This window comes from Oryzibacter oryziterrae (assembly GCF_021864535.1).
Taxonomy (GTDB): Bacteria; Pseudomonadota; Alphaproteobacteria; order Rhizobiales; family Pleomorphomonadaceae; genus Pleomorphomonas; species Pleomorphomonas oryziterrae.
Window position 1 is genome coordinate 1 of record NZ_JAKJIC010000024.1, and the last position, 21,784, is coordinate 21,784.

General features: G+C 65.4%; 20 protein-coding genes. 13 read left to right on the forward strand and 7 right to left on the reverse strand.

Features of this window, described 5'->3' with window-relative positions; translation table 11 throughout:
- Positions 1-224: 224 nt before the first annotated feature.
- The 6 genes from L2I41_RS18885 (at position 225) to L2I41_RS18910 (ending at position 2,741) form a co-directional block, all read left to right on the forward strand.
- A complete protein-coding gene (locus L2I41_RS18885; protein ID WP_237155138.1) occupies positions 225-728 on the forward strand; it encodes a disulfide bond formation protein B in 504 nt (167 codons plus the stop codon).
- 114 nt (positions 729-842) lie between these two features.
- Positions 843-1,388: a copper chaperone PCu(A)C gene (locus tag L2I41_RS18890; protein WP_237155139.1), complete on the forward strand. Its 546-nt coding sequence runs from the start codon at positions 843-845 to the stop codon at positions 1,386-1,388.
- Positions 1,385-1,981: an SCO family protein gene (locus L2I41_RS18895; RefSeq protein ID WP_255720323.1), complete on the forward strand. Its 597-nt coding sequence runs from the start codon at positions 1,385-1,387 to the stop codon at positions 1,979-1,981. Before L2I41_RS18890 ends, L2I41_RS18895 begins: the two co-directional genes overlap by 4 nt.
- Positions 1,982-2,185: 204 nt before the next feature.
- A complete protein-coding gene (locus L2I41_RS18900; RefSeq protein WP_237155140.1) occupies positions 2,186-2,332 on the forward strand; it encodes a hypothetical protein in 147 nt (48 codons plus the stop codon).
- Positions 2,332-2,505: a hypothetical protein gene (locus tag L2I41_RS18905; protein ID WP_237155141.1), complete on the forward strand. Its 174-nt coding sequence runs from the start codon at positions 2,332-2,334 to the stop codon at positions 2,503-2,505. Before L2I41_RS18900 ends, L2I41_RS18905 begins: the two co-directional genes overlap by 1 nt.
- 2 nt (positions 2,506-2,507) lie before the next feature.
- Complete coding sequence (locus L2I41_RS18910) at positions 2,508-2,741, forward strand: sulfurtransferase TusA family protein (protein WP_237155142.1); 234 nt, start codon at positions 2,508-2,510, stop codon at positions 2,739-2,741.
- 75 nt (positions 2,742-2,816) lie between these two features.
- Here the strand turns inward: L2I41_RS18910 and L2I41_RS18915 are convergent, their stop codons facing one another.
- The 4 genes from L2I41_RS18915 to L2I41_RS18930 all read right to left on the reverse strand — a co-directional run bounded on the left by L2I41_RS18915 (position 2,817) and on the right by L2I41_RS18930 (position 6,317).
- Entirely contained in the window at positions 2,817-3,695 is an 879-nt protein-coding gene (locus L2I41_RS18915) for a 3-hydroxybutyryl-CoA dehydrogenase (protein ID WP_237155143.1), read from the reverse strand.
- Positions 3,696-3,756: 61 nt separating this feature from the next.
- The gene (locus L2I41_RS18920) at positions 3,757-4,689 is read right to left on the reverse strand and encodes an electron transfer flavoprotein subunit alpha/FixB family protein (protein WP_237155144.1); all 933 of its coding nucleotides are present in this window, start codon (positions 4,687-4,689) and stop codon (positions 3,757-3,759) included.
- 21 nt (positions 4,690-4,710) lie between these two features.
- The gene (locus tag L2I41_RS18925) at positions 4,711-5,460 is read right to left on the reverse strand and encodes an electron transfer flavoprotein subunit beta/FixA family protein (protein WP_237155145.1); all 750 of its coding nucleotides are present in this window, start codon (positions 5,458-5,460) and stop codon (positions 4,711-4,713) included.
- Positions 5,461-5,612: 152 nt separating this feature from the next.
- Entirely contained in the window at positions 5,613-6,317 is a 705-nt protein-coding gene (locus tag L2I41_RS18930; RefSeq protein WP_237155146.1) for a rhomboid family intramembrane serine protease, read from the reverse strand.
- Between the two features lie 217 nt (positions 6,318-6,534).
- On the opposite strand from L2I41_RS18930, the gene purH reads away from it, so the two are divergent.
- The 6 genes from purH (at position 6,535) to mbfA (ending at position 12,362) form a co-directional block, all read left to right on the forward strand.
- Positions 6,535-8,124 (forward strand): bifunctional phosphoribosylaminoimidazolecarboxamide formyltransferase/IMP cyclohydrolase, encoded by a 1,590-nt coding sequence (purH, locus tag L2I41_RS18935; RefSeq protein WP_237155147.1) that lies wholly within the window; start codon positions 6,535-6,537, stop codon positions 8,122-8,124.
- A gap of 262 nt (positions 8,125-8,386) precedes the next feature.
- Complete coding sequence (locus tag L2I41_RS18940) at positions 8,387-8,668, forward strand: PepSY domain-containing protein (protein ID WP_237155148.1); 282 nt, start codon at positions 8,387-8,389, stop codon at positions 8,666-8,668.
- Between the two features lie 2 nt (positions 8,669-8,670).
- On the forward strand, positions 8,671-9,222 hold the full coding sequence (locus tag L2I41_RS18945) for a cytochrome b/b6 domain-containing protein (protein WP_237155149.1): 552 nt from the start codon (positions 8,671-8,673) through the stop codon (positions 9,220-9,222).
- Positions 9,222-9,896, forward strand: a complete 675-nt coding sequence (locus L2I41_RS18950; protein ID WP_237155150.1) for a response regulator — start codon at positions 9,222-9,224, stop codon at positions 9,894-9,896. The genes L2I41_RS18945 and L2I41_RS18950 overlap by 1 nt, the downstream gene beginning before the upstream one ends.
- Complete coding sequence (locus tag L2I41_RS18955) at positions 9,896-11,320, forward strand: sensor histidine kinase (protein WP_237155151.1); 1,425 nt, start codon at positions 9,896-9,898, stop codon at positions 11,318-11,320. Before L2I41_RS18950 ends, L2I41_RS18955 begins: the two co-directional genes overlap by 1 nt.
- Positions 11,321-11,384: 64 nt before the next feature.
- On the forward strand, positions 11,385-12,362 hold the full coding sequence (gene mbfA / locus L2I41_RS18960; protein WP_237155152.1) for an iron exporter MbfA: 978 nt from the start codon (positions 11,385-11,387) through the stop codon (positions 12,360-12,362).
- A gap of 72 nt (positions 12,363-12,434) precedes the next feature.
- Here the strand turns inward: mbfA and L2I41_RS18965 are convergent, their stop codons facing one another.
- Both L2I41_RS18965 and L2I41_RS18970 read right to left on the reverse strand, forming a co-directional pair.
- Positions 12,435-17,177 (reverse strand): NAD-glutamate dehydrogenase, encoded by a 4,743-nt coding sequence (locus tag L2I41_RS18965; protein ID WP_237155153.1) that lies wholly within the window; start codon positions 17,175-17,177, stop codon positions 12,435-12,437.
- Positions 17,178-17,683: 506 nt separating this feature from the next.
- Complete coding sequence (locus L2I41_RS18970; RefSeq protein ID WP_237155154.1) at positions 17,684-19,681, reverse strand: ethylmalonyl-CoA mutase; 1,998 nt, start codon at positions 19,679-19,681, stop codon at positions 17,684-17,686.
- A 332-nt stretch (positions 19,682-20,013) separates the two neighbouring features.
- Here L2I41_RS18970 and ccrA point away from each other — a divergent pair, with 332 nt between their 5' ends.
- Entirely contained in the window at positions 20,014-21,294 is a 1,281-nt protein-coding gene (gene ccrA / locus L2I41_RS18975) for a crotonyl-CoA carboxylase/reductase (RefSeq protein ID WP_237155155.1), read from the forward strand.
- A gap of 91 nt (positions 21,295-21,385) precedes the next feature.
- Here ccrA and L2I41_RS18980 read toward each other — a convergent pair whose 3' ends face one another.
- Positions 21,386-21,706, reverse strand: coding sequence for a hypothetical protein (locus L2I41_RS18980; RefSeq protein WP_237155156.1), 321 nt, complete (start codon positions 21,704-21,706; stop codon positions 21,386-21,388).
- Between the last annotated feature and the right edge of the window lie 78 nt (positions 21,707-21,784).

Here is a 21,784-nt window from a genome sequence, read left to right on the forward strand (position 1 = left end):
GTTCCCGAGAACGGGAACAAGCGGCCGGGGCACACAATTTTCTCTGAGCTCGAGCCGACCGCAATGACGATGGCCTCCGATGCGAGGACACGATGACGGCGCCTGATCCCGGCAGCCGCCCCGGAGCACCTAGCTGAAGATCCCGAGCGCGCTTCTTCGCAATTGCGCCCCCCGCCGCAAGCTGCTAGCCCAGATGCATCCGTCATCAAAGCCTGGTACGAAACATGTCTGCTCCCGCTCCGGTCCGCGCCTCCGCTCTCGCCTTCGTCACGGGGCTTGCGTCCATTCTGGCGGCCTGGGGCTTCCAGATCTTCGGCGGCTACATTCCCTGCAAGCTCTGCCTGATCGAGCGCATCCCCTATTATACCGGCCTGCCGGTGTTGCTGCTGGGCCTGCTGCTTGCAAGCCGCGCCCCGCTGGTGGCCCGCGGCCTCTATGTGATCGCCGGCCTGCTCTTCTTCGCCGGCGTCGCCGTCGGCAGCTATCACGCCGGTGCCGAATGGAACCTCTGGGCCGGCCCCAGCGACTGCGGCGGCACCCAGGTGACGGTGACCGACGCGTCCAACCTGCTGGCCGCCATGCAGCACACCCGCATCGTCTCCTGCACGGAAGCCACCTTCCGCCTGTTCGGCATCTTCTCCTTCGCTGGGCTCAACGTGCTGGCCTCCGGCTTCGTCGGCCTCCTCGCCTTCCGTGCCGCCACCACAAGCCGCGACGCCCTGATCTGAGATCCTTGCGCAAAAGTGTCGCACCGCATTTGCTGATTCCTGCGATAAAACAAGACGCTAATCGGCTCGCTCCGCAGAGGGGCCGCGCCTTGTGAAAACACGCGGAGATCGGACATGCACGCCCCCTGGCCCCTGGCGCTTGCCGCCACGCTGATGATCGCCAACGCTGTCGTGGCCAGTCCCTTGCCACGTCCGCCGCTGCCCCATCTCGCCCCGATCGAGGTCCAGGCAACCACGCCGGCGCCGGCGGCTCCAACCTTCGTCACCACGGGCACTATCGAGATCGGCTCGCCCTGGTCCCGCGCCACGCCCCCCGGACAGCATATCGGCGCGGTCTATCTGGTGATCCGCAACCTTGCGAACAGCTCGGTCCGCCTCACCGGCGCCAGCAGCCCGGTCGCCGGCGCCATGGCCATCCGCAACATGCAGCTCGTCAACGGCTACATGCAGCTGGAACCCGTGCCCGACGGCGTCGAGATCGGCCCGAAAAGTGAAGTCGAATTCGGCCCCGGCGGCTTGCATCTGATGCTGGTTGGGCTCAAAAAGCTCCTGAGGACCGGGGACGCCTTTCCGGTCACGCTCAACTTCGCCGACGGAACGGCGGTCGATGTGACGGCCGTGGTCTGGGACGTCGGCATGGTCCGGACAACGACAAAATGACAACGGTCAAGGTGGTGCGCTGGGTTACCTGGGGGCTGATCGCCGCTCTCGCAATCGCAACGGCATGGATCATCTACCAGAGCCGCGCCGGCGGCGACACCGCTGTCAGCCAGTCCATCGGCGGTCCCTTCACCCTTGTCGGCATGGACGGCAAGACCGTCACCGAAAAGGATTTCGCAGGCCGGCCGCATGGCATCTTCTTCGGCTACACCCATTGCCCCGACGTCTGCCCAACCACCCTGTCGGAGTTCTCGGTCCTCTCCGAAAAGCTCGGCCCGGACGCCCAGAAGTTCGACCTGGTATTCGTCACCGTCGATCCCTCGCGTGACACGCCCGAGGTGCTGAAAAGCTACCTCTCCTCCTTCCCCGAGAAGGTCTACGGCCTCTCCGGCAGCGAAGAGCAGATCGCCGACATCGTCGCCAAGTTCCGCGTCTACCGCAACAAGGTGCCCGGCGAAAATGGCGAATACACCATGGACCATACCGCCTCGGTCTTCCTCTTCGATGCCGCCGGCGCCTTCAAGGGCACCATCGCCTATACCGAACCCGAGGATGACGCGCTGGCCAAGCTCAAGCGCCTGATCTCGGGCTGATCAGCCCCCCGTGAGGACGCGGGTCAGACCGACAGGCTTAGACCAATTGCTTACCGCAGCCCCCAGCTTTTTGCGCTAGATGTCTTCCGAGGGTTGCCATTTCCACATGACGGCGGCCCGAAGACGAAGCGCACCCCTCAAAAAAGCATCGGTGTGTGATTCCGATCAAAGCGCGCGCCCTCGGAAACAGGCAGGAACAGGGTCATGAACCGGACTTCGGCACGCTTCATCACCTATGGCGGCAGCGCGGTGATCGTCGCTGCTGCGGTGGCTGCCGTCCTGCTCAATCTCGGGCTGGGCGACGAGGTCTATGCGGCAAGGATCGTGTCCGGTCTCATCGGGTGTCTGTGATGGCCTTTCGCTTCGTCAAACCTCACGAACCGCAGCCGCGCACCGCGCGGTCCGACATGCTGGCGTCCCTGGCCCTGCCCGGCCTGGTGATTGCCTTCGGCATTGCGGTTTCCCTTGGCGTGAGCGGCGGCTTCGGCGCCCTGGCCGATCTCTGTCTTTCCATGGTGCGTTGACTATGACCGAAGGTGATCGTCACCTTGACCTGCGCGGCCTTCTCTGCCCGCTTCCCGTGCTGAAATCGCGCAAGGCCCTGCGCGACATGGTGCCCGGCGCCTGCCTGACCGTCGACGCCACCGACGAGATGACCGTGATCGACATCCCGCATTTCTGTCGCGAGGACGGCCATCTCCTCGAGGAACAGCACCAGCTCGACGGCGGCATCCTGCGCTTCGTCATCCGCAAGGGCTGAACTGCAGCCCTGCCTCAAAATGCAAAACGCCCGCCGCAAGGCGAGCGTTTCAGATCTGTCGTCATGCGCCTGCGATCAGCGCGTCGGCACCGGCGTGGCGCCGCGATAGTCGTAGAAGCCGCGCTGCGTCTTGCGACCGAGCCAACCGGCTTCAACATACTTCACCAGCAGCGGACAGGGCCGATACTTGCTGTCGGCCAGCCCGTCATGCAGCACCTGCATGATCGACAGGCAGGTGTCCAGACCGATGAAATCGGCGAGCTGCAGCGGGCCCATCGGGTGATTGGCGCCGAGCTTCATCGCCGTGTCGATGGCGTCCACCGAGCCGACGCCCTCATAGAGCGTGTAGATCGCCTCGTTGATCATCGGCAGCAGGATGCGGTTGACCATGAAGGCCGGGAAGTCTTCCGACACCGCAATGGTCTTGCCCAGCTTGGCAACGAACACCTTGGCCGCGTCGAAGGTCTCGTCCTCGGTGGCAATGCCGCGCACCAGTTCGACCAGCTGCATCACCGGCACCGGATTCATGAAATGAATGCCGATGAAACGCTCGGGACGGTCGGTCGACGCCGCAAGCCGGGTGATGGAGATCGACGAGGTGTTGGTGCCCACCATGGCCGACGGCTTCAGCGACGGGCAGAGCTGGGTCAGGATCTTGCGCTTGACCGTCTCGTTCTCGGTCGCCGCCTCGATCACCAGGTCCGTATCGGAGAACCCGTCCATGTCGACCACCGGGCGAATGCGCTTCAGCGCCTCGTCCCGCTGTTCTTCCGTGATCTTCTTGCTGCCGACCTGACGGCTGAGATTGCCGTTGACCGTGGCAAGGCCGGCCTCGATCCGCTCGCGCGAGACGTCGTGCAGCCCGACCTCAAATCCCGCCAGGGCGCAGACATGGGCAATGCCAGCCCCCATCTGCCCGGCTCCGACGACACCGATCGACCTGATCTCGACCATACTTTCCTCGATCTTCCCGAAATGAAATGCGGTGACACGTTTCGTACCACCGCATTCTATCTCACCCAAGAGCTTTCGTCAGCTCCGGCACGATTTCAAAGAGATCGCCGACGAGACCATAGTCGGCCACCTGGAAGATCGGCGCCTCCTCGTCCTTGTTGATGGCGACGATCACCTTGGAATCCTTCATACCGGCGAGATGCTGGATCGCACCGGAAATGCCGAGCGCCACATAAAGTTCGGGCGCCACCACCTTGCCGGTCTGGCCCACCTGCCAGTCGTTCGGGGCATAGCCCGCGTCGACGGCAGCACGGCTCGCACCCACCGCAGCCCCGAGCTTGTCGGCCAGCGGCAGCACCACTTCCTGGAACTTTTCCGCCGAGCCCATGGCACGGCCGCCCGAGACGATGATCTTGGCGGCGGTCAGCTCCGGACGATCGGAGGCCGACAGATGATCGGCGACGAAGCTCGAGAGACCCGGGTCGGCCGCAGCCGGCACCGCCTCGATGGCCGCCGAACCGCCCGTGCCTGTCGCCTTGAACGAGGCCGTGCGCACGGTGACGAGCTTCTTGGCATCCGTCGACTTCACCGTCTGGATGGCATTGCCGGCGTAGATCGGCCGCTCGAAGGTATCGGCAGCAACGACACCGATGATGTCGGAGATCTGCATCACGTCGAGCAGGGCCGCCGCGCGCGGCAGGGCATTCTTGAACACCGAGGTCGACGGCGCCAGGATGGCGTCATAGCCCGGGGCCAGCGCCACGATCAGCGCCGCCAGCGGCTCGGCAAGGCTGTGGCCGAGCGCGTCGCTCTCGGCGGTCAGCACCTTGGCAACGCCGGAGAGCTTGGCCGCCTCGGCCGCAACGCCGGCAACGCCCTGGCCGGCAACAAGCACATGCACGTCGGCACCGATGGCAATGGCCGCCGTCAGGGCCTTGGCGGTGACGTCCTTGAGAACGCCCTTGTCATGTTCGGCAAGAAGAAGAGTGGTCATGATGGCTGTCCTTCCGTCCGATCAGAGCACGCCGGCTTCGGTCTTGAGCTTGGAAATGAGTTCGGCAGCCGAGGCGACCTTGACGCCGCTGGTACGCCCCTTGGGCTCGGCGGTCTTCAGCACCTGAAGGCGCGGCGCAACATCGACGCCGAAATCCTCGGGCGTCTTGATGTCGAGCGGCTTCTTCTTGGCCTTCATGATGTTGGGCAGCGAGGCATAACGCGGCTCGTTGAGGCGCAGGTCGGCGGTGACGATGGCCGGCGTCTTCAGCGTGATGGTCTGCAGACCGCCGTCCACTTCGCGCGTCACTTCCAGCGAACCGTCGCCGACGGTGATCTTCGAAGCGAAGGTGCCCTGGGCCCAGCCGAGCAGGGCCGCCAGCATCTGGCCGGTCTGGTTGCAGTCGTCGTCGATCGCCTGCTTGCCGAGGATCACGAGGCCCGGAGCCTCCGCCGCCACGACGCCCTTGATGAGCTTGGCCACCGCCAGCGGCTCCACCGTGGCGTCGGTCTGGATCAGGATGCCGCGGTCGGCGCCCATGGCCAGCGCCGTGCGCAGGGTTTCCTGCGCCTGGGACGGCCCGATCGACACGGCGATCACCTCGGACGCCTTGCCCGCTTCCTTGAGCCGCAGCGCCTCTTCGACGGCGATCTCGTCGAACGGGTTCATCGACATCTTCACATTGGCAAGCTCGACGCCCGAACCATCCGCCTTGACGCGGATCTTCACGTTGTAGTCCACAACCCTCTTGACGGGCACAAGGATCTTCATGGGGTCCAATCTCCAAACAGCCGCCTGCTGCACCAGCCCTTTTCGGAAGGACATCCGCATTTCCACAGCAGCATTTCGGGCGCAGACCCTAAAGACAGGGGCCGCCGCCGTCAACGCACACGGAAGTCGAATTCCTCACCCGGAAAGCCGGCTCAGACGGGATCGGTCGGCGGCACCACCCGGTCGAACAGCGCCACGCCGGAACGGCGCAAAACCAGGATGAGCAAGGCACCGGCAGCCATGCCGCCAACATGATCCCACCAGGCGATTCCATCGTCTTTCGAAAATACAAGATAGTAGAATTGCGACATCGCCCAGAGCAGCAGCGGCCATAGCGCGGGGATCTTCAGCGGCAGCCGCCCGAAGGCCAGCACCCACAGCCGGGTATGCGGATGCAGGATCAGATAGGCCGCGATCACCCCGGCCACCGCCCCCGACGCACCGATCAGCGTCACATCGGACGATGGCGCCACCAGCGCATAGACGAGGCCGCCGGCAATCGCCGACAGGAGATAGAAGGCAAGATAGCGCAAGTGCCCCACGGCATCCTCGATATTGTCGCCGAACACCCACAAAAACAGCATGTTGCCGCCCAGATGCAGCCAGTCCGCATGCAGGAAGGCATAGGTGACGAGCGACGCCCAGGCCGGCACCAGCGCATAATCCTGCGACGATGGCCCGTGGAGGAGATCGACCGGCACCAAGCCGGCGCCCAGCACGATCCGGTCGTAATCGGCATAGACAAGCCCGCTCTCGAACAGCACGAACACCAGAACATTGAGCGCGATCAGCAGCCAGTTCACATAAGGGCGCCGGATGTGTTCAAGCGGATTGCGGTCATAGAGGGGAAGGAACATGGAAAGCTCTGAATGCTGACAGGGGCCGGGCGCCTGAGATCATGCGCTCCGTCCTGCAGGTTTGTCATGGGAAGCGGCCCGAGCGCAAGCGACGGGCTCGCCGCGAGCCGGCGCGCTGCCCCGCGCAAAAAGAGCCGGTCCGCCGCCCGAACTCGCCCATTCCCCTCTCCCCCCTTTCGTGCTATGGCCGCGCCATCCTTTCCCCCGGAGAACTCCCATGGCTGGCCATCCCGATCGCGTCGCTCCCAAGCGGGCGCTTTTGTCCGTTTCCGACAAGACAGGTCTCATCGAATTCGCCCGCGCCCTCACCGACCGCGGTGTGACGGTGCTGACCACCGGCGGCTCGAAGAAGCTCCTGTCGGACGCCGGCATCCCCGTGACGGAAGTGGCCGACGTCACCGGCTTCCCCGAGATCATGGACGGCCGCGTCAAGACCCTGCACCCCAAGGTGCACGGCGGCCTGCTCGCCGTCCGCCATGAGGCAAGCCATGTCAAGGCCATGGCCGACCACGGCATCGAGCCGATCGACATCCTCGTCGTCAACCTCTACCCCTTCGAGGCCACCGTCGCCCGTGGCGCCGACTATGACGAGACCATCGAGAATATCGACATCGGCGGCCCCGCCATGATCCGCGCCGCCGCCAAGAACCACGCCTATCTCACCGTGGTCGTCGAGCCGGCGGACTATGAGAAGGTACTCTCCGAGATCGATCAGGGCGGCGTCACCTTCGCAACCCGCAAGACGCTGGCCGCCAAGGCCTATGCCCGCACCGGCGCCTATGACGCCGCCATTTCCAACTGGTTTGCCGGCGTGCTCGGCGGCGAGACCGGCGACTTCGTGGCCTTCGGCGGCAAGCTCGCCCAGGAAATGCGCTATGGCGAGAACCCGCATCAGTGGGCGCGCTTCTACCGCACCATGGAGAGCCGTCCGGGCGTCTCCACCGCCACGCAGCTGCAGGGCAAGGTCTTGTCCTACAACAACATCAACGACACGGACGCCGCCTTCGAACTCGTGGCCGAGTTCGGCTCGGCCACGCCGGCCGTCGCCATCATCAAGCACGCCAACCCCTGCGGCGTGGCGCTCGGCAAGACCCTGCTCGAAGCCTATGAGAAGGCGCTGCTGTGCGATCCCGTCTCGGCCTTCGGCGGCATCGTCGCGCTCAACCAGACGCTGGACGCCGAAACGGCGAAGAAGATCGTCGAGATCTTCACCGAGGTGATCATCGCCCCGAGCGCCACCGACGAGGCCATTGCCATCGTCGGCGCCAAGAAGAACCTGCGCCTGCTGGTCACCGGCGGCCTGCCCGACCCCAAGGCGCCCGGCCTCTCCACCAAGACGGTGGCCGGCGGCCTGCTGGTGCAGTCGCGCGACAATGGCGTGGTCACCGAGGCGGACCTCAAGGTGGTCACCAAGCGCCAGCCGACTGCGCAGGAGATGGCCGACATGCTGCTCGCCTTCAAGGTGGCCAAGCACGTCAAGTCCAACGCCATCGTCTATGTGAAGGACGGGGCCACCGCCGGCATCGGCGCCGGTCAGATGAACCGGCGCGATTCCGCCCGCATCGCCGCCATCCGCGCCGCCGAGGCGGCTGAAGGCGCCGGCCTGCCCGGCTCGCTTGCCACCGGGTCCGTCGTGGCCTCCGACGCCTTCTTCCCCTTCGCCGACGGGCTTGAGGAAGCCATCGCCGCCGGTGCCACCGCCGCCATCCAGCCGGGCGGCTCCATGCGCGACGACGAGGTGATCGCCGCCGCCGACAAGGCCGGCATCGCCATGGTCTTCACCGGCATGCGCCACTTCCGCCATTGAGATCGACGCTATACCCCGGAAAGCCCTTGGCTTTCCGGGGCTGACCCAGGCAGCAACACCAGGCCCGAACAGCATACAAGAAAGATGAATCTGGATTGCGAATGATTTTCATTTTCATTCTCAATGTAAATCTTGAGATGAACTGATTGACGTCGATAATATATGCAAGAGACATCAAGATCATCTCGACACCGTTTCGACAGGTTGAATCGGACATAGCTCGTGTCGCCGGAGCACCGGCTTCATAACAGGAGCTAATCCAATGAAATATTCTCTGCTCGCCGTCGCTTTTGCGACCCTCATGGTTCCGTCCGTCGCCTTTGCCGAGGACGAGCCGACCTGCACCGACAAGCCCCAGGCCGAGTGGCTGACCAAGGACGCCGTCAAGGCCAAGGCCGAGGCTGCCGGTTACCACGACATCAAGCAGGTCAAGATCGAGGGCTCCTGCTACGAGATCTACGGCTTCGACAAGGACGGCAAGAAGGCCGAGGTTGTCTTCAACCCGATCACCGGTGAAGAAGGCGACAACGAGGCCGCCAACTGATCATGGCCGACAGTTTCGCGCGCGGGGCCGACGCCCCGCCGCGGACGGTCCGGGTCTGGGATCCGGTCGTCCGCCTCTTTCACTGGACCGTGGTCACGGCCTGCCTGCTCAACCTCTTCATCCTGCGCCCCGGCAAGACCTATCATCGCTATGTCGGCTATGTCGTGATCGCCGCGCTGGTGATCCGCATCGTCTGGGGCTTTGTCGGCACGCATTATGCGCGCTTCAGCGAGTTCTTCCCCACCCCGGGACGTCTCCTGCCCTATCTGCGCGATCTCCTGAAGGGTCAGGAGCCGCGCCACCTCGGTCACAATCCGGCCGCCGCCGTCATGATGTTCGCCCTCATGGTGTTGCTGGCCGGCACGGCCGGGACCGGCTGGATGTCCACCCTCGACGCATTCTGGGGAGAAGAATGGCTTGAGGAGTTGCATGAGGCCTTCGCCAACGCCATCATGGTCCTTGCCTTTGTGCATGCTGCGGCCGCCATCGTCGAGAGCTGGCGACAGCGCGAAAACCTTGTCTGGTCCATGGTGACGGGCAGAAAGCGGGTCTGATGCGACTCCTCCTGGTGGAAGACAGCCCCCGCCTTGTCGAGCTTCTCGGCGAGGCGGTGCGTGAGGCCGGATGGCGGCTGGACGCGGTGAGCACCATTGCGGACGCCGACGCGGCCATTGCCGGCAACGAGCATGACCTGATCCTCCTCGATCTCGGCCTGCCCGATGGCGACGGCCTCGATCTCGTCCGCGCCATGCGCCGCGCCGGCCGCGCCACGCCCGTCCTGATCATGACGGCGCGCGGCACGGTCGACGAACGCATTGCCGGCCTCGACGCCGGGGCCGACGACTATCTGGTCAAGCCCTTCCATCACAAGGAGTTCCTGGCGCGCTGCCGCGCCATGCTCCGCCGCAACGTCGTCACCGCCCAGCCGGTTCTGACCGTCGGCAAGCTCAGCTACGACCCGGCCACCGCCGTGCTCGCCTGCGAGGGCGAGGCCATCGCGCTGCCGCCGCGCGAACGCGCGCTCAGCGAGTTGCTGATCCGCGAGGCCGGACGCGTCGTGCCCAAGCGCAAGCTGGAAACCGCACTGTCGGAATTCGGCGAGGAACTGTCGTCCAACGCGCTGGAGCTTGCCGTCTCGCGCCTGCGCAAGAAACTCGACGGGCTCGACACCGGCACGGAGATCGCCACCGTTCGCGGCATCGGCTACATCCTGCGCGTGCTCGCCTGATGCCGTCCCGCCGCCGGAAGCCGGCCTCCCTCATTGCCCTCGTCAGCGGCCGCATCCTCACCTTCGCCGTGCTGGCCATGGCCATCCAGTTCGTGGTGGTCTTCTCCGAATACTGGTTCAACGAGACCGAGCTTGGCCGCATCATGATCGAGCGGGAGGCTGAGGCGATTGCCGCCTCGGTGCAACTCGCCCCGTCCGGCGCCGTCGAGATCGACCTCAAGGGGCAGGCGCTCGCCCGTTATGGCGACGGCGACAACGATGACGGCGACGCCATCCGGCCTGCCTCCGGCGACACGGCCGACGCCGCCCCCGGTGGCGACAGCGATCTGGTTGCCGGCACCTATGTGCGCATCCGCACCGCAGATGGCCGCGTGCTCTACACCAACTGTTCGGAGGAGTGCCGCGAGCATTTCCTCCCCGTGGAACTCGACCCGCCCGACTTCTGGCAGAGCCTCATCGCCCCCGGCAAGCCGCTCAGTGTCAGCGGCGGCCGCACTTTCCTGATCGGCGGCCAGAAGATTCTCATCGAGGTCGCCATCCTGCACGATCCCAGCAACTTCATCCGCGAGATCCTGCTGCACGAGATGTTCGATCACATGCTGGTGCCCATGAGCCTGATGCTCGCGCTGGTCATCGGCGCCACCACCATCTCCATCCGCAAGGCGCTGCGCCCGGTCGCCGCCGCAGCGGAAGCGGCAGACGCCATCAATCCCTCCTCGCCCACGGCCATCACGGCCGCCCCCGGCATGCCGCGCGAGATCGCCTTCTTCGTCGAGGCGATCAACCGCCTGCTGCAGCGCTCCTCGGAACTCTTCAAGGCCCAGCGCGTCTTCGCCGCCGCCATCGCCCACGAGATCCGCACGCCGGTCGCCATCGTCAAGCTGGAGCTCGAGCGCATCGAGGACCCGCGCGCGCGCCGGGCCGAGGCCGACCTCGATCGCCTCATGCATATCCTCGAGCAGCTCACCGCGCTCGCCAAGCTGGACATGATCGACGCCGGCGCCTTCGAGACCGTCGAACTCAACGCCCTCACCGAGGAAGCGGTCGCCGAAATGGTGCCTTTCGTGCTCGACCGGTCCAAGTCCATCGCCTTCCAGCAAGGCCCGACGGTGAATGTCAAGCTCGTGCCGTCCCTGATCCAGAATGTTGTCCGGAACCTGATAGAAAACGCCGTCAGGCACACGCCGGATGGTACGGAGATCACGGTCTCCGTCGGCCCCGGCGCTGTCCTGGTCGTCGCCGACAACGGTCCCGGCATGGCAGACGGGGCCGACCTCGAAATCGACAGTGGCCGCATCAAGAAAGCCGGCGGTCTGGGCATGGGGCTCAGGATCGTCGAGCGCATCACCGAAATTCACGATGCGCAGTTGACAGTGACCTCGGAGACGGGCCAAGGCACAACGGTCAGCCTGCGCTTCCCTTGAGCGCTTGTCGATCAGGTTGGTTCAACATGATCGGCGGGTGCTCCACAGATCAGGAAATCCATCCATGTTCCAGTCCACCGGCAACCGCCGCAAGTTTTCCGAACTGAGCGAACAGGAAATCCTGGCGCTCGCCATTTCCAGCGAGGAAGACGACGCGCGCATCTACGCCAGCTATGCCGATCAGTTGCGCAAGGACTACCCGGCCACCGCTGCCATGTTCGACGAGATGGTGCAGGACGAAAACGGCCATCGCCGCTTTCTCATCGCCGAGCACGAGCGCCTGTTCGGACCGACCATTCCGCTGATCCGCCGCGAGCATGTGGCCGGCTTCTATGCCCGCCAGCCGGTCTGGCTGATCCAGAACCTCGGCGTCGAGCGCATCCGCCAGGAAGCCTCGCGCATGGAATCGGCCGCCTACAAGTTCTACAAGGAAGCCGCCGGCCGCTTCACCGACGCCGGCGCCCGCCGCCTGCTGGGCGATCTCGCCGAGCAGGAACGCCATCACATGATGAATGCCGAGGCGGCGGAAGAGCAGCATCTGACGCCCGACAAGGTCAACGAGGAAGCGGAAGAAGCCCGCCGCCAGTTCATCCTCACCTATGTGCAGCCCGGTCTTGCCGGCCTGATGGATGGCTCGGTCTCCACCCTCGCGCCCATCTTCGCCACCGCCTTTGCCACGCAGAACTCCTGGACCACCTTCCAGGTGGCGCTCGCCGCCTCCGTCGGCGCCGGCATTTCCATGGGCTTCACCGAAGCCGCCCATGACGACGGCGTCATCTCGGGGCGCGGTTCGCCCATCAAGCGCGGCCTAGCCTCCGGCATCATGACGGCGCTCGGCGGCCTTGGCCATGCCCTGCCCTATCTGGTGCCGAACTTCTGGACGGCCACCGCCATTGCGCTGGTGATCGTCTTCGTCGAACTCTGGGCCATCGCCGGCATCCAGAACCGCTATATGGAAACGCCCTTCCTGAAGGCCGTGCTGCAGGTGGTGCTCGGCGGCGCGCTGGTGCTGGCTGCCGGCATCCTGATCGGCGGCGGCTGACGGTCCCCAGCGTCTTTCCAGTTCAAGCCAAAGCGGCCGCGCAGAGTGACATCTGCGCGGCCGTTGTCCTTGTCAGGCGAGATCGGCCACCAGCCCGGCGGCCACGGTCAGGCGGGCCACCGTCGGTCCGGCCGCCAGCAGTTCGTCAAGCCCCAGCCGCGCGCGCTGCACGGCGCCCGCATGAAGGTCGAGCCAGACTTCGGCACCACCGGCTTCGACCGCCTTGACCGCCAGAGCGCGCCGGCTGCGCGACAGGCTGCGGCGGACGAGATCCATGGCCCGCGCCTCCACCGGATCATTGGTGCGGAAGCGCCGCACGGCCCGATCGAAGGCCTGCAGACCCAGCGCCTCGTCGATGGCCGCCACCACCGGCACCACCGCCTCGATCGGCCAACCGCTCTCGCCGGCCGCAAGGATCGTGTCGAGGCTGGAGAGTTCGAGCGGCAGTGCCAGAAGGCGCTGTGCCAGATCGAGCGGCAGCCCCCTGGCCGCCAGCGTCGACCCGTCCGGTCCGCCCGTGGCGCCCAGGACCTTGCGATAGGCGGTGAGCCCGTCGGCAAGCCGATCGGCCGTGACGCCATTGCGCAAGATCCAGAGCACGGCATCGCCAAGGAAGTCCTGCAGCGCCGCATAGAGATCGAGCTGCAGCGAACCGTCCACCTTGCCGTCGAGCGCGTCGAGGCCGGCTTCAAGGTCGCCCACGTTGAACAGATGCATCGCCGCCAGATAGGCCCGCGCGATCTCCGCCACCGTCGCCCCGGTCTGTCCCTGCAGCCGGCTGACGAAGGCCGGACCGCCGCGGTTGATCATGCCGTTGGCAAGGCCGGTGGCGATGATTTCGCGCTTCAGGCGATGATTGCGAATGTCCTCGGCAAACCCCTCGCGCATGTCCGCCGGGAAATAGGCGAGCAGCGCGCCTTCAAGGCTCGGCATGTCGGGCACGTCCGAGGCGATCAGGTCGTCGAACAGCACGATCTTGGCATAGGCCATCAGCACGCCGATCTCGCCGCGGCTGAGCGCTTCGCCGGCCGCCATGCGCCGGGCCAGCGACACCTCGTCGGGCAGGAACTCCACCTTGCGGTCGAGTTTGCCACGCACTTCCAGCGTCCGCATCAGCTCGGCGAGCCCCGGCGTCGCCGGCGCCCCCGCATGATGGGTGACCGACACCGCCAGCGTCTGGCGATAGTTGTTGCTCAGCACCAGTCGCGCCACCTCCGGCGTCATCGCCGCCAGCAGGCTGTTGCGCTCGGCGATCGGCAAGCGACCGGCCCGCACGGCGCGACCGAGGGCAATCTTGATGTTGACCTCCACGTCGGACGAGTTGACGCCGGCCGAATTGTCCACGGCGTCGGAGTTGCAGCGCCCGCCGGCCAGCCCGTAGGCAATGCGCGCCTTCTGCGTCACCCCGAGATTGGCGCCCTCGCCGATCACCTTGGCGCGCAGATCCGTGGCGTTGACGCGGATGGCGTCATTGGCCCGGTCGCCCACCTCGGCGTCGCTCTCGTCGGCCGCCTTCACATAGGTGCCGATGCCGCCGAACCAGAGCAGGTCCACCTCGGCCTTGAGGATCGCCGTCATCACCTCCTGCGGCGTGGCGTGATCGGCCGTCAGGCCCAACAGCGCCTGCACCTCCGACGACAGCGGAATGCTCTTGAGCTGGCGCGAGAACACGCCGCCACCGGCCGAGATGCGGCTGCGGTCATAGTCGGCCCAGCTGGAGCGCGCCAGCCCGAACAGCCGCTGCCGCTCGGCAAAGGACAGCACCAGATCAGGATTGGGATCGAGGAAGATGTCGCGATGGTCGAAGGCCGCCTGAAGCTTGATCGCCGGCGACAGCAGCATGCCGTTGCCGAACACGTCGCCCGACATGTCGCCCACACCGGCCACGGTGAACGGTGTCGACTGGATATCGACATTCATCTCGCGGAAATGCCGCTTCACCGCTTCCCAGGCGCCACGGGCGGTGATGCCCATCTTCTTGTGGTCGTAACCGACCGACCCGCCGGAGGCGAAGGCGTCCGACAGCCAGAAACCATGCGCGTCGGCAAGCCCGTTGGCGGTATCGGAGAAGGTGGCCGTGCCCTTGTCGGCCGCCACCACCAGATAGGGATCGTCGCCGTCATGGCGCACCGTATGGACGGGCGGGATGATGGCGTCGCCGACGATATTGTCGGTGAGGTCGAGCAGCGTGTTGACGAACAGCTTGTAGGCCTCGGTGCCCTCGCGGAACACCTCATCGCGGCTGCCGCCCACGGGCAGGAACTTCGGCACGAAGCCACCCTTGGCACCCACCGGCACGATCACCGCATTCTTGACCTGCTGCGCCTTGACGAGGCCCAGCACCTCGGTGCGGAAATCCTGCGGCCGGTCCGACCAGCGCAAGCCTCCGCGCGCCACCTTGCCGAAGCGCAGGTGCACGCCTTCCACCCGCGGGCAATGCAGGAAGATCTCCGCAAACGGCCGCGGTTCCGGCAATCCCTCGATTTCACGCGGATCGAACTTGATGGCGATCACCGGATGGGCCGCCCCGTCCTTGCCGATCTGGAAGAAGGTGGTGCGCGTCGCCGCCTCGATCAGGTTGCGGATGCGGCGGATGATCCGGTCGTCGTCGAGGCTCGGCACGTTTTCGAGCGCCGCCGCGATATCCGCGGCGATGGCCGCCTCGGCCGCCGCGCGGTTCCCCTCGAAATGCGGGATGAACCGGGTATGGAACAGATCCACCAGACGCGCCGCCAGGCCGGCGTTGCGCACCAGCGCCTCGGCGATATAGCTCTGGTCATAGGAGACGCGGATCTGCTGCAGATAGCGCGACAGGGTGCGCAGCAGCGCGATTTCGCGCCAGCCGAGCCCGGCGGCGATGGTCAGGCTGTTCAGCCGGTCGCTCTCGCACTGCTTCAGCCACACCGCCATGTACATGGCCGTCAGCCGCCCTTCCTGCGCCGCCAGATCCACCGGCTGCCCGTCGGCCCGCTCGATCGCCATGTCGTGCAGCACGATGTGCGCGTCGCCGCGGACGATCTCGAAGGTCTTTTCCTCCACCACCGAGAAGCCCATGGCCTCGAGGATGGGCACGCGCTGCGACAGCGGCACCGAACCGCCGGTCTGGAAATGCCTCAGCGTGATCATCGGCCCGGCCGTCTCGCTGCGCAGCGCAATCGCCGTCTGCCGTCCCGCCACGAAATGTTCGAGCGTCACCAGGTCGTCGATCGCCACGGCCGGCGCGTAGGTGTCCTTGTAGGCCGGCGGGAAGGCATTGCCATAGGTCTCGATCAGCACGCGGCCTCGGGCCGGACCGAACTTGGCGCGGCAGGCTTCCTGGAAGGCATCGGCCCAGGTGTGCGTGATCGCGGTCACCGCCGCTTCGAGGTCCACCTGCGAGGGGTTCGGCGTCACGCCCTCGTCGCGGCCGATGATGTAATGCACGCGCGCCAGCGGCCCTTCCGGGAAGGCCGGATAGACGGCGGAAACACGGCCCTCGTAGACATCCTTGAGATAGGCGCCGATGCGCGTCTGCACATGGGTGTTGAAGCGGTCGCGCGGCACATAGACCAGCACCGAGACGAAGCGGTTGAACTTCTCGCGCCGCGCCAGCACGCGGATGCGCGGCCGTTCGATCAGTTCGAGGATCGAGCGGGTAAACTCCTGCAGCGTCTCGATGTCGATCTGGAACAACTCGTCGCGCGAATAGCTTTCGAGGATATTGTGCAGCGCCTTGCCCGAATGGCTCTCGGGATCGAAGCCGGCCCGCTCCATCACCTGCGCCACCTTGCGCCGGAGGTACGGGATCGAGCGGGTCGAGCGCGTATAGGCCGACGAAGTGAACAGACCCAACAGGCGCAGCTCGCTGACCAGCGTACCCTCGTCGTCGTAATGCTTGACGCCGACATAATCCATGTAGGCGTGCCGATGCACGCGGGCCTTCACATTGGCCTTGGCGACGATCAGCGGCTCGGGCCGCAGCATGAACTCGCGCACCTCAGGCGTCACCTGCACCAGTTCGCGCCCGCGCCGCAGCACCCGCACGTCGGGGTCGCGCAGCAGGCCGAGGCCCGTGCCCGGCTTCACCGCGATCTGGTCGTCGTCCGACCCTGTGGCCAGCGCCACGTCATATTCGCGCAGGCCGAGGAAGGTGAAGTTGTTGTCGGCCAGCCAGGTCAGAAACTCGATGGCCTCGGCAATCTCTTCCACCGGCAGCGGCGGCGGATTGGTGCGATACTCGGCGATCACCTGCTTGAGGCGGGCATTCATTTCCGGCCAGTCGTCGACCGAGGCGCGCACGTCGGCCAGCACCAGGTCGAGCCGCGTTTCGATCTGCGCCGCCGCGATCGGATCGGGCAGGCGCGTCACATGCACATGGATGAAGCTCTCCCGCGTCGCGTCCGGATCGTCCTCGTCGGTGATCGCCAGCAGCCGGCCGGTCATGCCGCGCGCCACCGAGAGAATGGGATGCACCATCAGCCGCACTTCAAGCCCGGCGTCGGTCAGCTCCTGCATCACCGAATCGACCAGGAAGGGCATGTTGTCGTTGATCACCTCGATCACCGTCACCGCCCGTCGCCCGTCGCCCTCTTCATCCCAGGGCGGGTTGAAGATGCGGATGCTGTGAATGCCCGGCACGCGCAGCGCCAGCGAACTCAACCCGCTCTCGGCAAAGGCCAGCAGTTCGACGGCCGTATAGGTCACGAGGTCTTCGGCTGCCCCTCGCGCGAACAGCAGTTTGACGAAGCGTACGAGGTCGGGATTGTTCCGCTTGGCGGCCAATGCAGTCGCCTCCGCCAGAAGGGCGTCCTTCATTTCATCCTGAGCTCGCTTCATCTGTCCCTCCGCTGCGGCCCCTCCGGGTCCCCCGCGACGGGGACATTTTCCGGAAGACCTGAGCCGGCTTTGCCGGTTCTCTGTGGTCGGTCCGCAACTGGCGTCCCGATGGTCCTGTCCTGATCCGCACGATCTTTCCGCCGAACTCATGCTTGCTCGGCGTGTCATCGAGCAGGTGCTATTCGCAAATTATGATCATCGCGCGGCAGTAAGCTTGGAACATTTTGAGGCCATCTGTCGTTTTGTGGATTCTACCATCAGTAAATCCATGCATATGACCAAGGCAAATGTGTTCCCTTTGCCGGTTATGTTTTGCACGCGGCAGCGCTTGTTGCCACTGCTAAAGTCTTCTGGGTCATCGCGAAACGGCATAAGTCGAAACACGCATGAGCAATGCGCTTTTTGCGTAAATCCCGCCATCGACACCTTTGCCTGCCCCCCGGAAAAGCAAAAGGGGCGCAGCTCGTCCGAGCCCGCCCCTTCCTTCACCATCGGATCCTGTGCGTTCAGGCCGCTTCCGGCGTGTCCTTGCCGACGATGCGGACGATGTCGGCCATGATGTCGGTCAGCTGGAAATCCTTGGGGGTGTAAACAGCCGCAACACCGAGCTGCCGCAGCGTCATCCCATCCTCGGCCGGGATGATGCCGCCCACCACCAGCGGCACGTGGCCGAGCCCGGCGTCGCGCAGTCGCGCCATCACCTCGCGCACCAGCGGCACATGGCTGCCGGAGAGGATGGAAAGGCCGATCACATGCACCTTCTCCGCCCGCGCCTTGTCGACGATCTCGGCCGGCGTCGAGCGGATGCCGTCATAGACAACCACCATGCCGCAATCGGCCGCGCGCACGGCGATCTGTTCGGCGCCGTTGGAATGGCCGTCCAGCCCCGGCTTGCCCACCAGGAACTTGAGCGGCACCCCCAGACGGCGCGACAAGGCCGCCACCGCCGCCCGCACGCTCTCGATCTCGCCGGCCGAGGCCGAGGCTTCCCCGGCAACGCCCGTCGGCGCGCGATATTGTCCGAACACCTCGCGCAGCACCGCGCCCCATTCGCCGGTGGTGACACCCGCCTTGGCGGCGGCGATCGACGGCTCCATGATGTTGGTGCCCGCGCGTGCCGCCTGCCGCAGGGCCTCGAGCGCCGCGTCCACCGCCGACGGATCGCGCTTGGCCCGCCAGGCCTTGATGGCGGCGATCGCCTCGGGTTCCACATGCTCGGGCACGGTCAGGATGGCGCTTTCGCCCGTGGACAGCGGCGACGGCTCGCTCTCGGTGAAGCTGTTGACGCCCACAACGGTCTGCTTGCCGCCCTCGATGGCGGCCAGGCGCCGCGTGTTGCTCTCGACGAGCGCCCGTTTCATGTAGCCGCTCTCGATGGCCGCCACCGCGCCGCCCATGGCGTCGATGCGCGCAAGCTCCGCCCGCGCCTCGGCCTTCAGCGCCTCCACCTTGCCCGTCATCACCGTCGAGCCGTCGAAGATGTCCTCATGCTCGAGAAGATCGGTCTCCAGCGCCATGATCTGCTGCATTCTGAGCGACCATTGCTGGTCCCACGGGCGCGGCAGGCCCAGCGCCTCGTTCCAGGCCGGAAGCTGCACGGCGCGGGCGCGGGCGTTCTTCGACAGCACCACCGCCAGCATCTCGATCAGGATGCGGCTGACGTTGTTTTCCGGCTGCTGTTCGGTCAGCCCCAGCGAGTTCACCTGCACGCCATAACGGAAGCGCCGCGCCTTGGCGTCGTCGACGCCATAGCGATCGCGCAACAGCTCGTCCCACAGCTCGGTGAAGGCGCGCATCTTGGCGATCTCGGTGATGAAGCGCAGCCCCGCGTTGACGAAGAAGGAGATCCGCCCCACCGCCGCCGGGAATTCCGCCGCCGGCACCGCCCCCGACGCCTTCATGCGGTCGAGAATGGTGGTCGCTGTTGCCAGCGCAAAGGCCAGTTCTTGCACCGGCGTCGCACCGGCTTCCTGCAGATGGTAGGAACAGACATTCATCGGGTTCCATTTCGGCAGGTTTGTATAGGTCCAGGCGATGATGTCGGTGGTCAGCCGGATCGACGGTTCGGGCGCGAACACATAGGTGCCGCGGCTGAGATATTCCTTGATGATGTCATTCTGCGTCGTGCCGTTGAGCTTGGCCCGGTCGGCGCCCTGCTCGTCGGCCACCGCCACATAGAGCGCCAGCAGCCAGGCCGCCGTGGCGTTGATGGTCATCGACGTGTTCATGCGCTCGAGCGGGATATCGTGGAACAGCGCCCGCATGTCGCCGATATGGCTGATCGGCACGCCCACCTTGCCCACCTCGCCGCGCGCCAGCACGTCATCGGGGTCGTAGCCCGTCTGCGTCGGCAGGTCGAAGGCCACCGACAGACCCGTCTGGCCCTTGGCGAGATTGCTGCGATAGAGCGCATTGGAGGCCGCCGCGGTGGAGTGTCCCGCATAGGTGCGGATGATCCACGGCTGGTCGCGCTTCACCTCTTTGCTCGCCTTCTCCTCGGCCATCACCGTCCCCCACAATGCAATCGTTTTAGATTCAACGGTAACTATGGGCGGGAAACGCTGCCCTGAGAAGTCGTCCAATGGTCGCGTGCTGCACTGCAGCGATACGTCTTTCGTCTAAGTGCAGATGAGACTTAAGGTCGCACAATTCTTGAAGAAAGCCGCGACTTTGCAAGCAAATACAGCAGCAGGCAAGACGAGCCTCCCGCAGCCCAAGGCGACGCCAAGCTCTCCTTCATCAAAGGTCTTATTGGTGCGCTGCAGCTACGGGCAAATAATTAGGTCCATCCCAAGCCGGCGCTGAACCGGCCGCAACAAAGACCCGAGGACACGCCATGCCCGTCGCCGAGATCAAGACCCCGGACCCGGTCCTGAAGGATCTCTACGCCGTCGGAGAAATCCCGCCGCTCGGCCATGTTCCCGAGAAGATGTGGGCCTGGGCCATCCGCCGCGAACGGCACGGACCGCCCGAGAGCGCCATGCAGCTCGAGGTGGTCCCCACCTGGAAGCTCGACAGTCACGACGTGCTCGTGCTCGTCATGGCCGCCGGCGTCAACTACAACGGCGTCTGGGCCGCGCTCGGCAAGCCCGTTTCGCCCTTCGACGGCCACAAGCAGGACTACCACATCGCCGGGTCCGACGCCGCGGGCATCGTCTGGGCGGTGGGCTCCAAGGTCACGCGCTGGAAGGTCGGCGACGAGGTGGTCATCCACTGCAATCAGGATGACGGCGACGACGAGGAATGCAATGGCGGCGATCCCATGCTGTCGCCTTCGCAGCGCATCTGGGGCTACGAGACCAACGACGGCTCCTTCGCCCAGTTCGCCCGCGTGCAGGCGCGCCAGTTGCTGCCGCGGCCGACCCATCTGACCTGGGAGGAAAGCGCCTCCTACGTGCTGACGCTCGCCACCGCCTATCGCATGCTGTTCGGCCATTCGCCGCATCAGCTGAGGCCCGGCCAGAATGTGCTGGTCTGGGGCGCGTCCGGCGGCCTCGGCGTCTTCGCCATCCAGCTCTGCGCCGCCGCCGGCGCCAATGCCATCGGCGTCATTTCCGACGAGAGCAAGCGCGACTATGTCATGAGCCTCGGCGCCAAGGGCGTCATCAATCGCAAGGAGTTCAATTGCTGGGGCCAGTTGCCCAAGGTCGGCTCGCCCGAGCATGACGAGTGGACCAAGGAAGCGCGCAAGTTCGGCAAGGCCATCTGGGATATTCTCGGCAAGGGCGTCAACGTCGACATGGTCTTCGAGCATCCCGGCGAAGCCACCTTCCCGGTCTCGACGCTGGTGGTCAAGCGCGGCGGCATGGTGGTCTTCTGCGCCGGCACCTCCGGCTTCAACATCACCTTCGACGCCCGCTATGTCTGGATGCACCAGAAGCGCATCCAGGGCTCGCATTTCGCTCACCTGAAGCAGGCCGCCGCCGCCAACGCCTTCGTGGTCGGCCGCCGCGTCGATCCTTGCATGTCCGAGGTCTTCGCCTGGGACCAGATCCCGCTCGCCCACATGAAGATGCTGAACAACCAGCACGCCCCCGGCAACATGGCCGTGCTGGTCAACGCCCCGAAAACCGGTCTCCGGAGCCTTGAAGACGTGCTGGAAGCCTCGGGCGGCTGATCCCGGCCGCTGGCCCGTCCGATCCCGCAAGCAAAAGGGCCGGTGGATCGCTCCACCGGCCCTTGGTCATTTCCGGAACAGAGGCGACCGATCAGACGCCTTCTTCATCGTCGAGTTCGTCCTCGAACTGGTCGATGTCCACCAGGAACATGATCGAGGCGCCGTCTTCGTCGAACTCCTCGTCCAGATCTTCCTCTTCTTCGATCTCGTCGATTTCCGAGAAGATCTCGGCTTCGTCCTCGGTGGCCGCGCGCACCACCAGCTCGGACTTGCCGTCCCAGACGGGCTTGCCGTCCACGGTGAATTCCTTGATGTCTTCCTTGAAGTCTTCACCGAGGAAGATGTCGCGGGCTTCGTCCTCGTCGGCGTCGGTGGTGGCAATCGCCACGCCATTGATCACGAGCGTAAACATTGTGGGGACTCCTCCGCGTCATGCGGTGTCTTGGGCACGCCGCCGGAATGGCGGGTGCCTCTGAAGGAAAGCCATCGT

What these genes read in the sequence shown, in the direction of transcription:
- L2I41_RS18885 (WP_237155138.1), top strand. Translation starts at nt 225, where the DNA reads ATGTCTGCTCCCGCTCCGGTCCGCGCCTCCGCTCTCGCCTTCGTCACG.
- L2I41_RS18890 (WP_237155139.1), top strand. Translation starts at nt 843, where the DNA reads ATGCACGCCCCCTGGCCCCTGGCGCTTGCCGCCACGCTGATGATCGCC.
- L2I41_RS18895 (WP_255720323.1), top strand. Translation starts at nt 1,385, where the DNA reads ATGACAACGGTCAAGGTGGTGCGCTGGGTTACCTGGGGGCTGATCGCC.
- L2I41_RS18900 (WP_237155140.1), top strand. Translation starts at nt 2,186, where the DNA reads ATGAACCGGACTTCGGCACGCTTCATCACCTATGGCGGCAGCGCGGTG.
- L2I41_RS18905 (WP_237155141.1), top strand. Translation starts at nt 2,332, where the DNA reads ATGGCCTTTCGCTTCGTCAAACCTCACGAACCGCAGCCGCGCACCGCG.
- L2I41_RS18910 (WP_237155142.1), top strand. Translation starts at nt 2,508, where the DNA reads ATGACCGAAGGTGATCGTCACCTTGACCTGCGCGGCCTTCTCTGCCCG.
- L2I41_RS18915 (WP_237155143.1), bottom strand. Translation starts at nt 3,695, where the DNA reads ATGGTCGAGATCAGGTCGATCGGTGTCGTCGGAGCCGGGCAGATGGGG.
- L2I41_RS18920 (WP_237155144.1), bottom strand. Translation starts at nt 4,689, where the DNA reads ATGACCACTCTTCTTCTTGCCGAACATGACAAGGGCGTTCTCAAGGAC.
- L2I41_RS18925 (WP_237155145.1), bottom strand. Translation starts at nt 5,460, where the DNA reads ATGAAGATCCTTGTGCCCGTCAAGAGGGTTGTGGACTACAACGTGAAG.
- L2I41_RS18930 (WP_237155146.1), bottom strand. Translation starts at nt 6,317, where the DNA reads ATGTTCCTTCCCCTCTATGACCGCAATCCGCTTGAACACATCCGGCGC.
- purH (WP_237155147.1), top strand. Translation starts at nt 6,535, where the DNA reads ATGGCTGGCCATCCCGATCGCGTCGCTCCCAAGCGGGCGCTTTTGTCC.
- L2I41_RS18940 (WP_237155148.1), top strand. Translation starts at nt 8,387, where the DNA reads ATGAAATATTCTCTGCTCGCCGTCGCTTTTGCGACCCTCATGGTTCCG.
- L2I41_RS18945 (WP_237155149.1), top strand. Translation starts at nt 8,671, where the DNA reads ATGGCCGACAGTTTCGCGCGCGGGGCCGACGCCCCGCCGCGGACGGTC.
- L2I41_RS18950 (WP_237155150.1), top strand. Translation starts at nt 9,222, where the DNA reads ATGCGACTCCTCCTGGTGGAAGACAGCCCCCGCCTTGTCGAGCTTCTC.
- L2I41_RS18955 (WP_237155151.1), top strand. Translation starts at nt 9,896, where the DNA reads ATGCCGTCCCGCCGCCGGAAGCCGGCCTCCCTCATTGCCCTCGTCAGC.
- mbfA (WP_237155152.1), top strand. Translation starts at nt 11,385, where the DNA reads ATGTTCCAGTCCACCGGCAACCGCCGCAAGTTTTCCGAACTGAGCGAA.
- L2I41_RS18965 (WP_237155153.1), bottom strand. Translation starts at nt 17,177, where the DNA reads ATGAAGCGAGCTCAGGATGAAATGAAGGACGCCCTTCTGGCGGAGGCG.
- L2I41_RS18970 (WP_237155154.1), bottom strand. Translation starts at nt 19,681, where the DNA reads ATGGCCGAGGAGAAGGCGAGCAAAGAGGTGAAGCGCGACCAGCCGTGG.
- ccrA (WP_237155155.1), top strand. Translation starts at nt 20,014, where the DNA reads ATGCCCGTCGCCGAGATCAAGACCCCGGACCCGGTCCTGAAGGATCTC.
- L2I41_RS18980 (WP_237155156.1), bottom strand. Translation starts at nt 21,706, where the DNA reads ATGTTTACGCTCGTGATCAATGGCGTGGCGATTGCCACCACCGACGCC.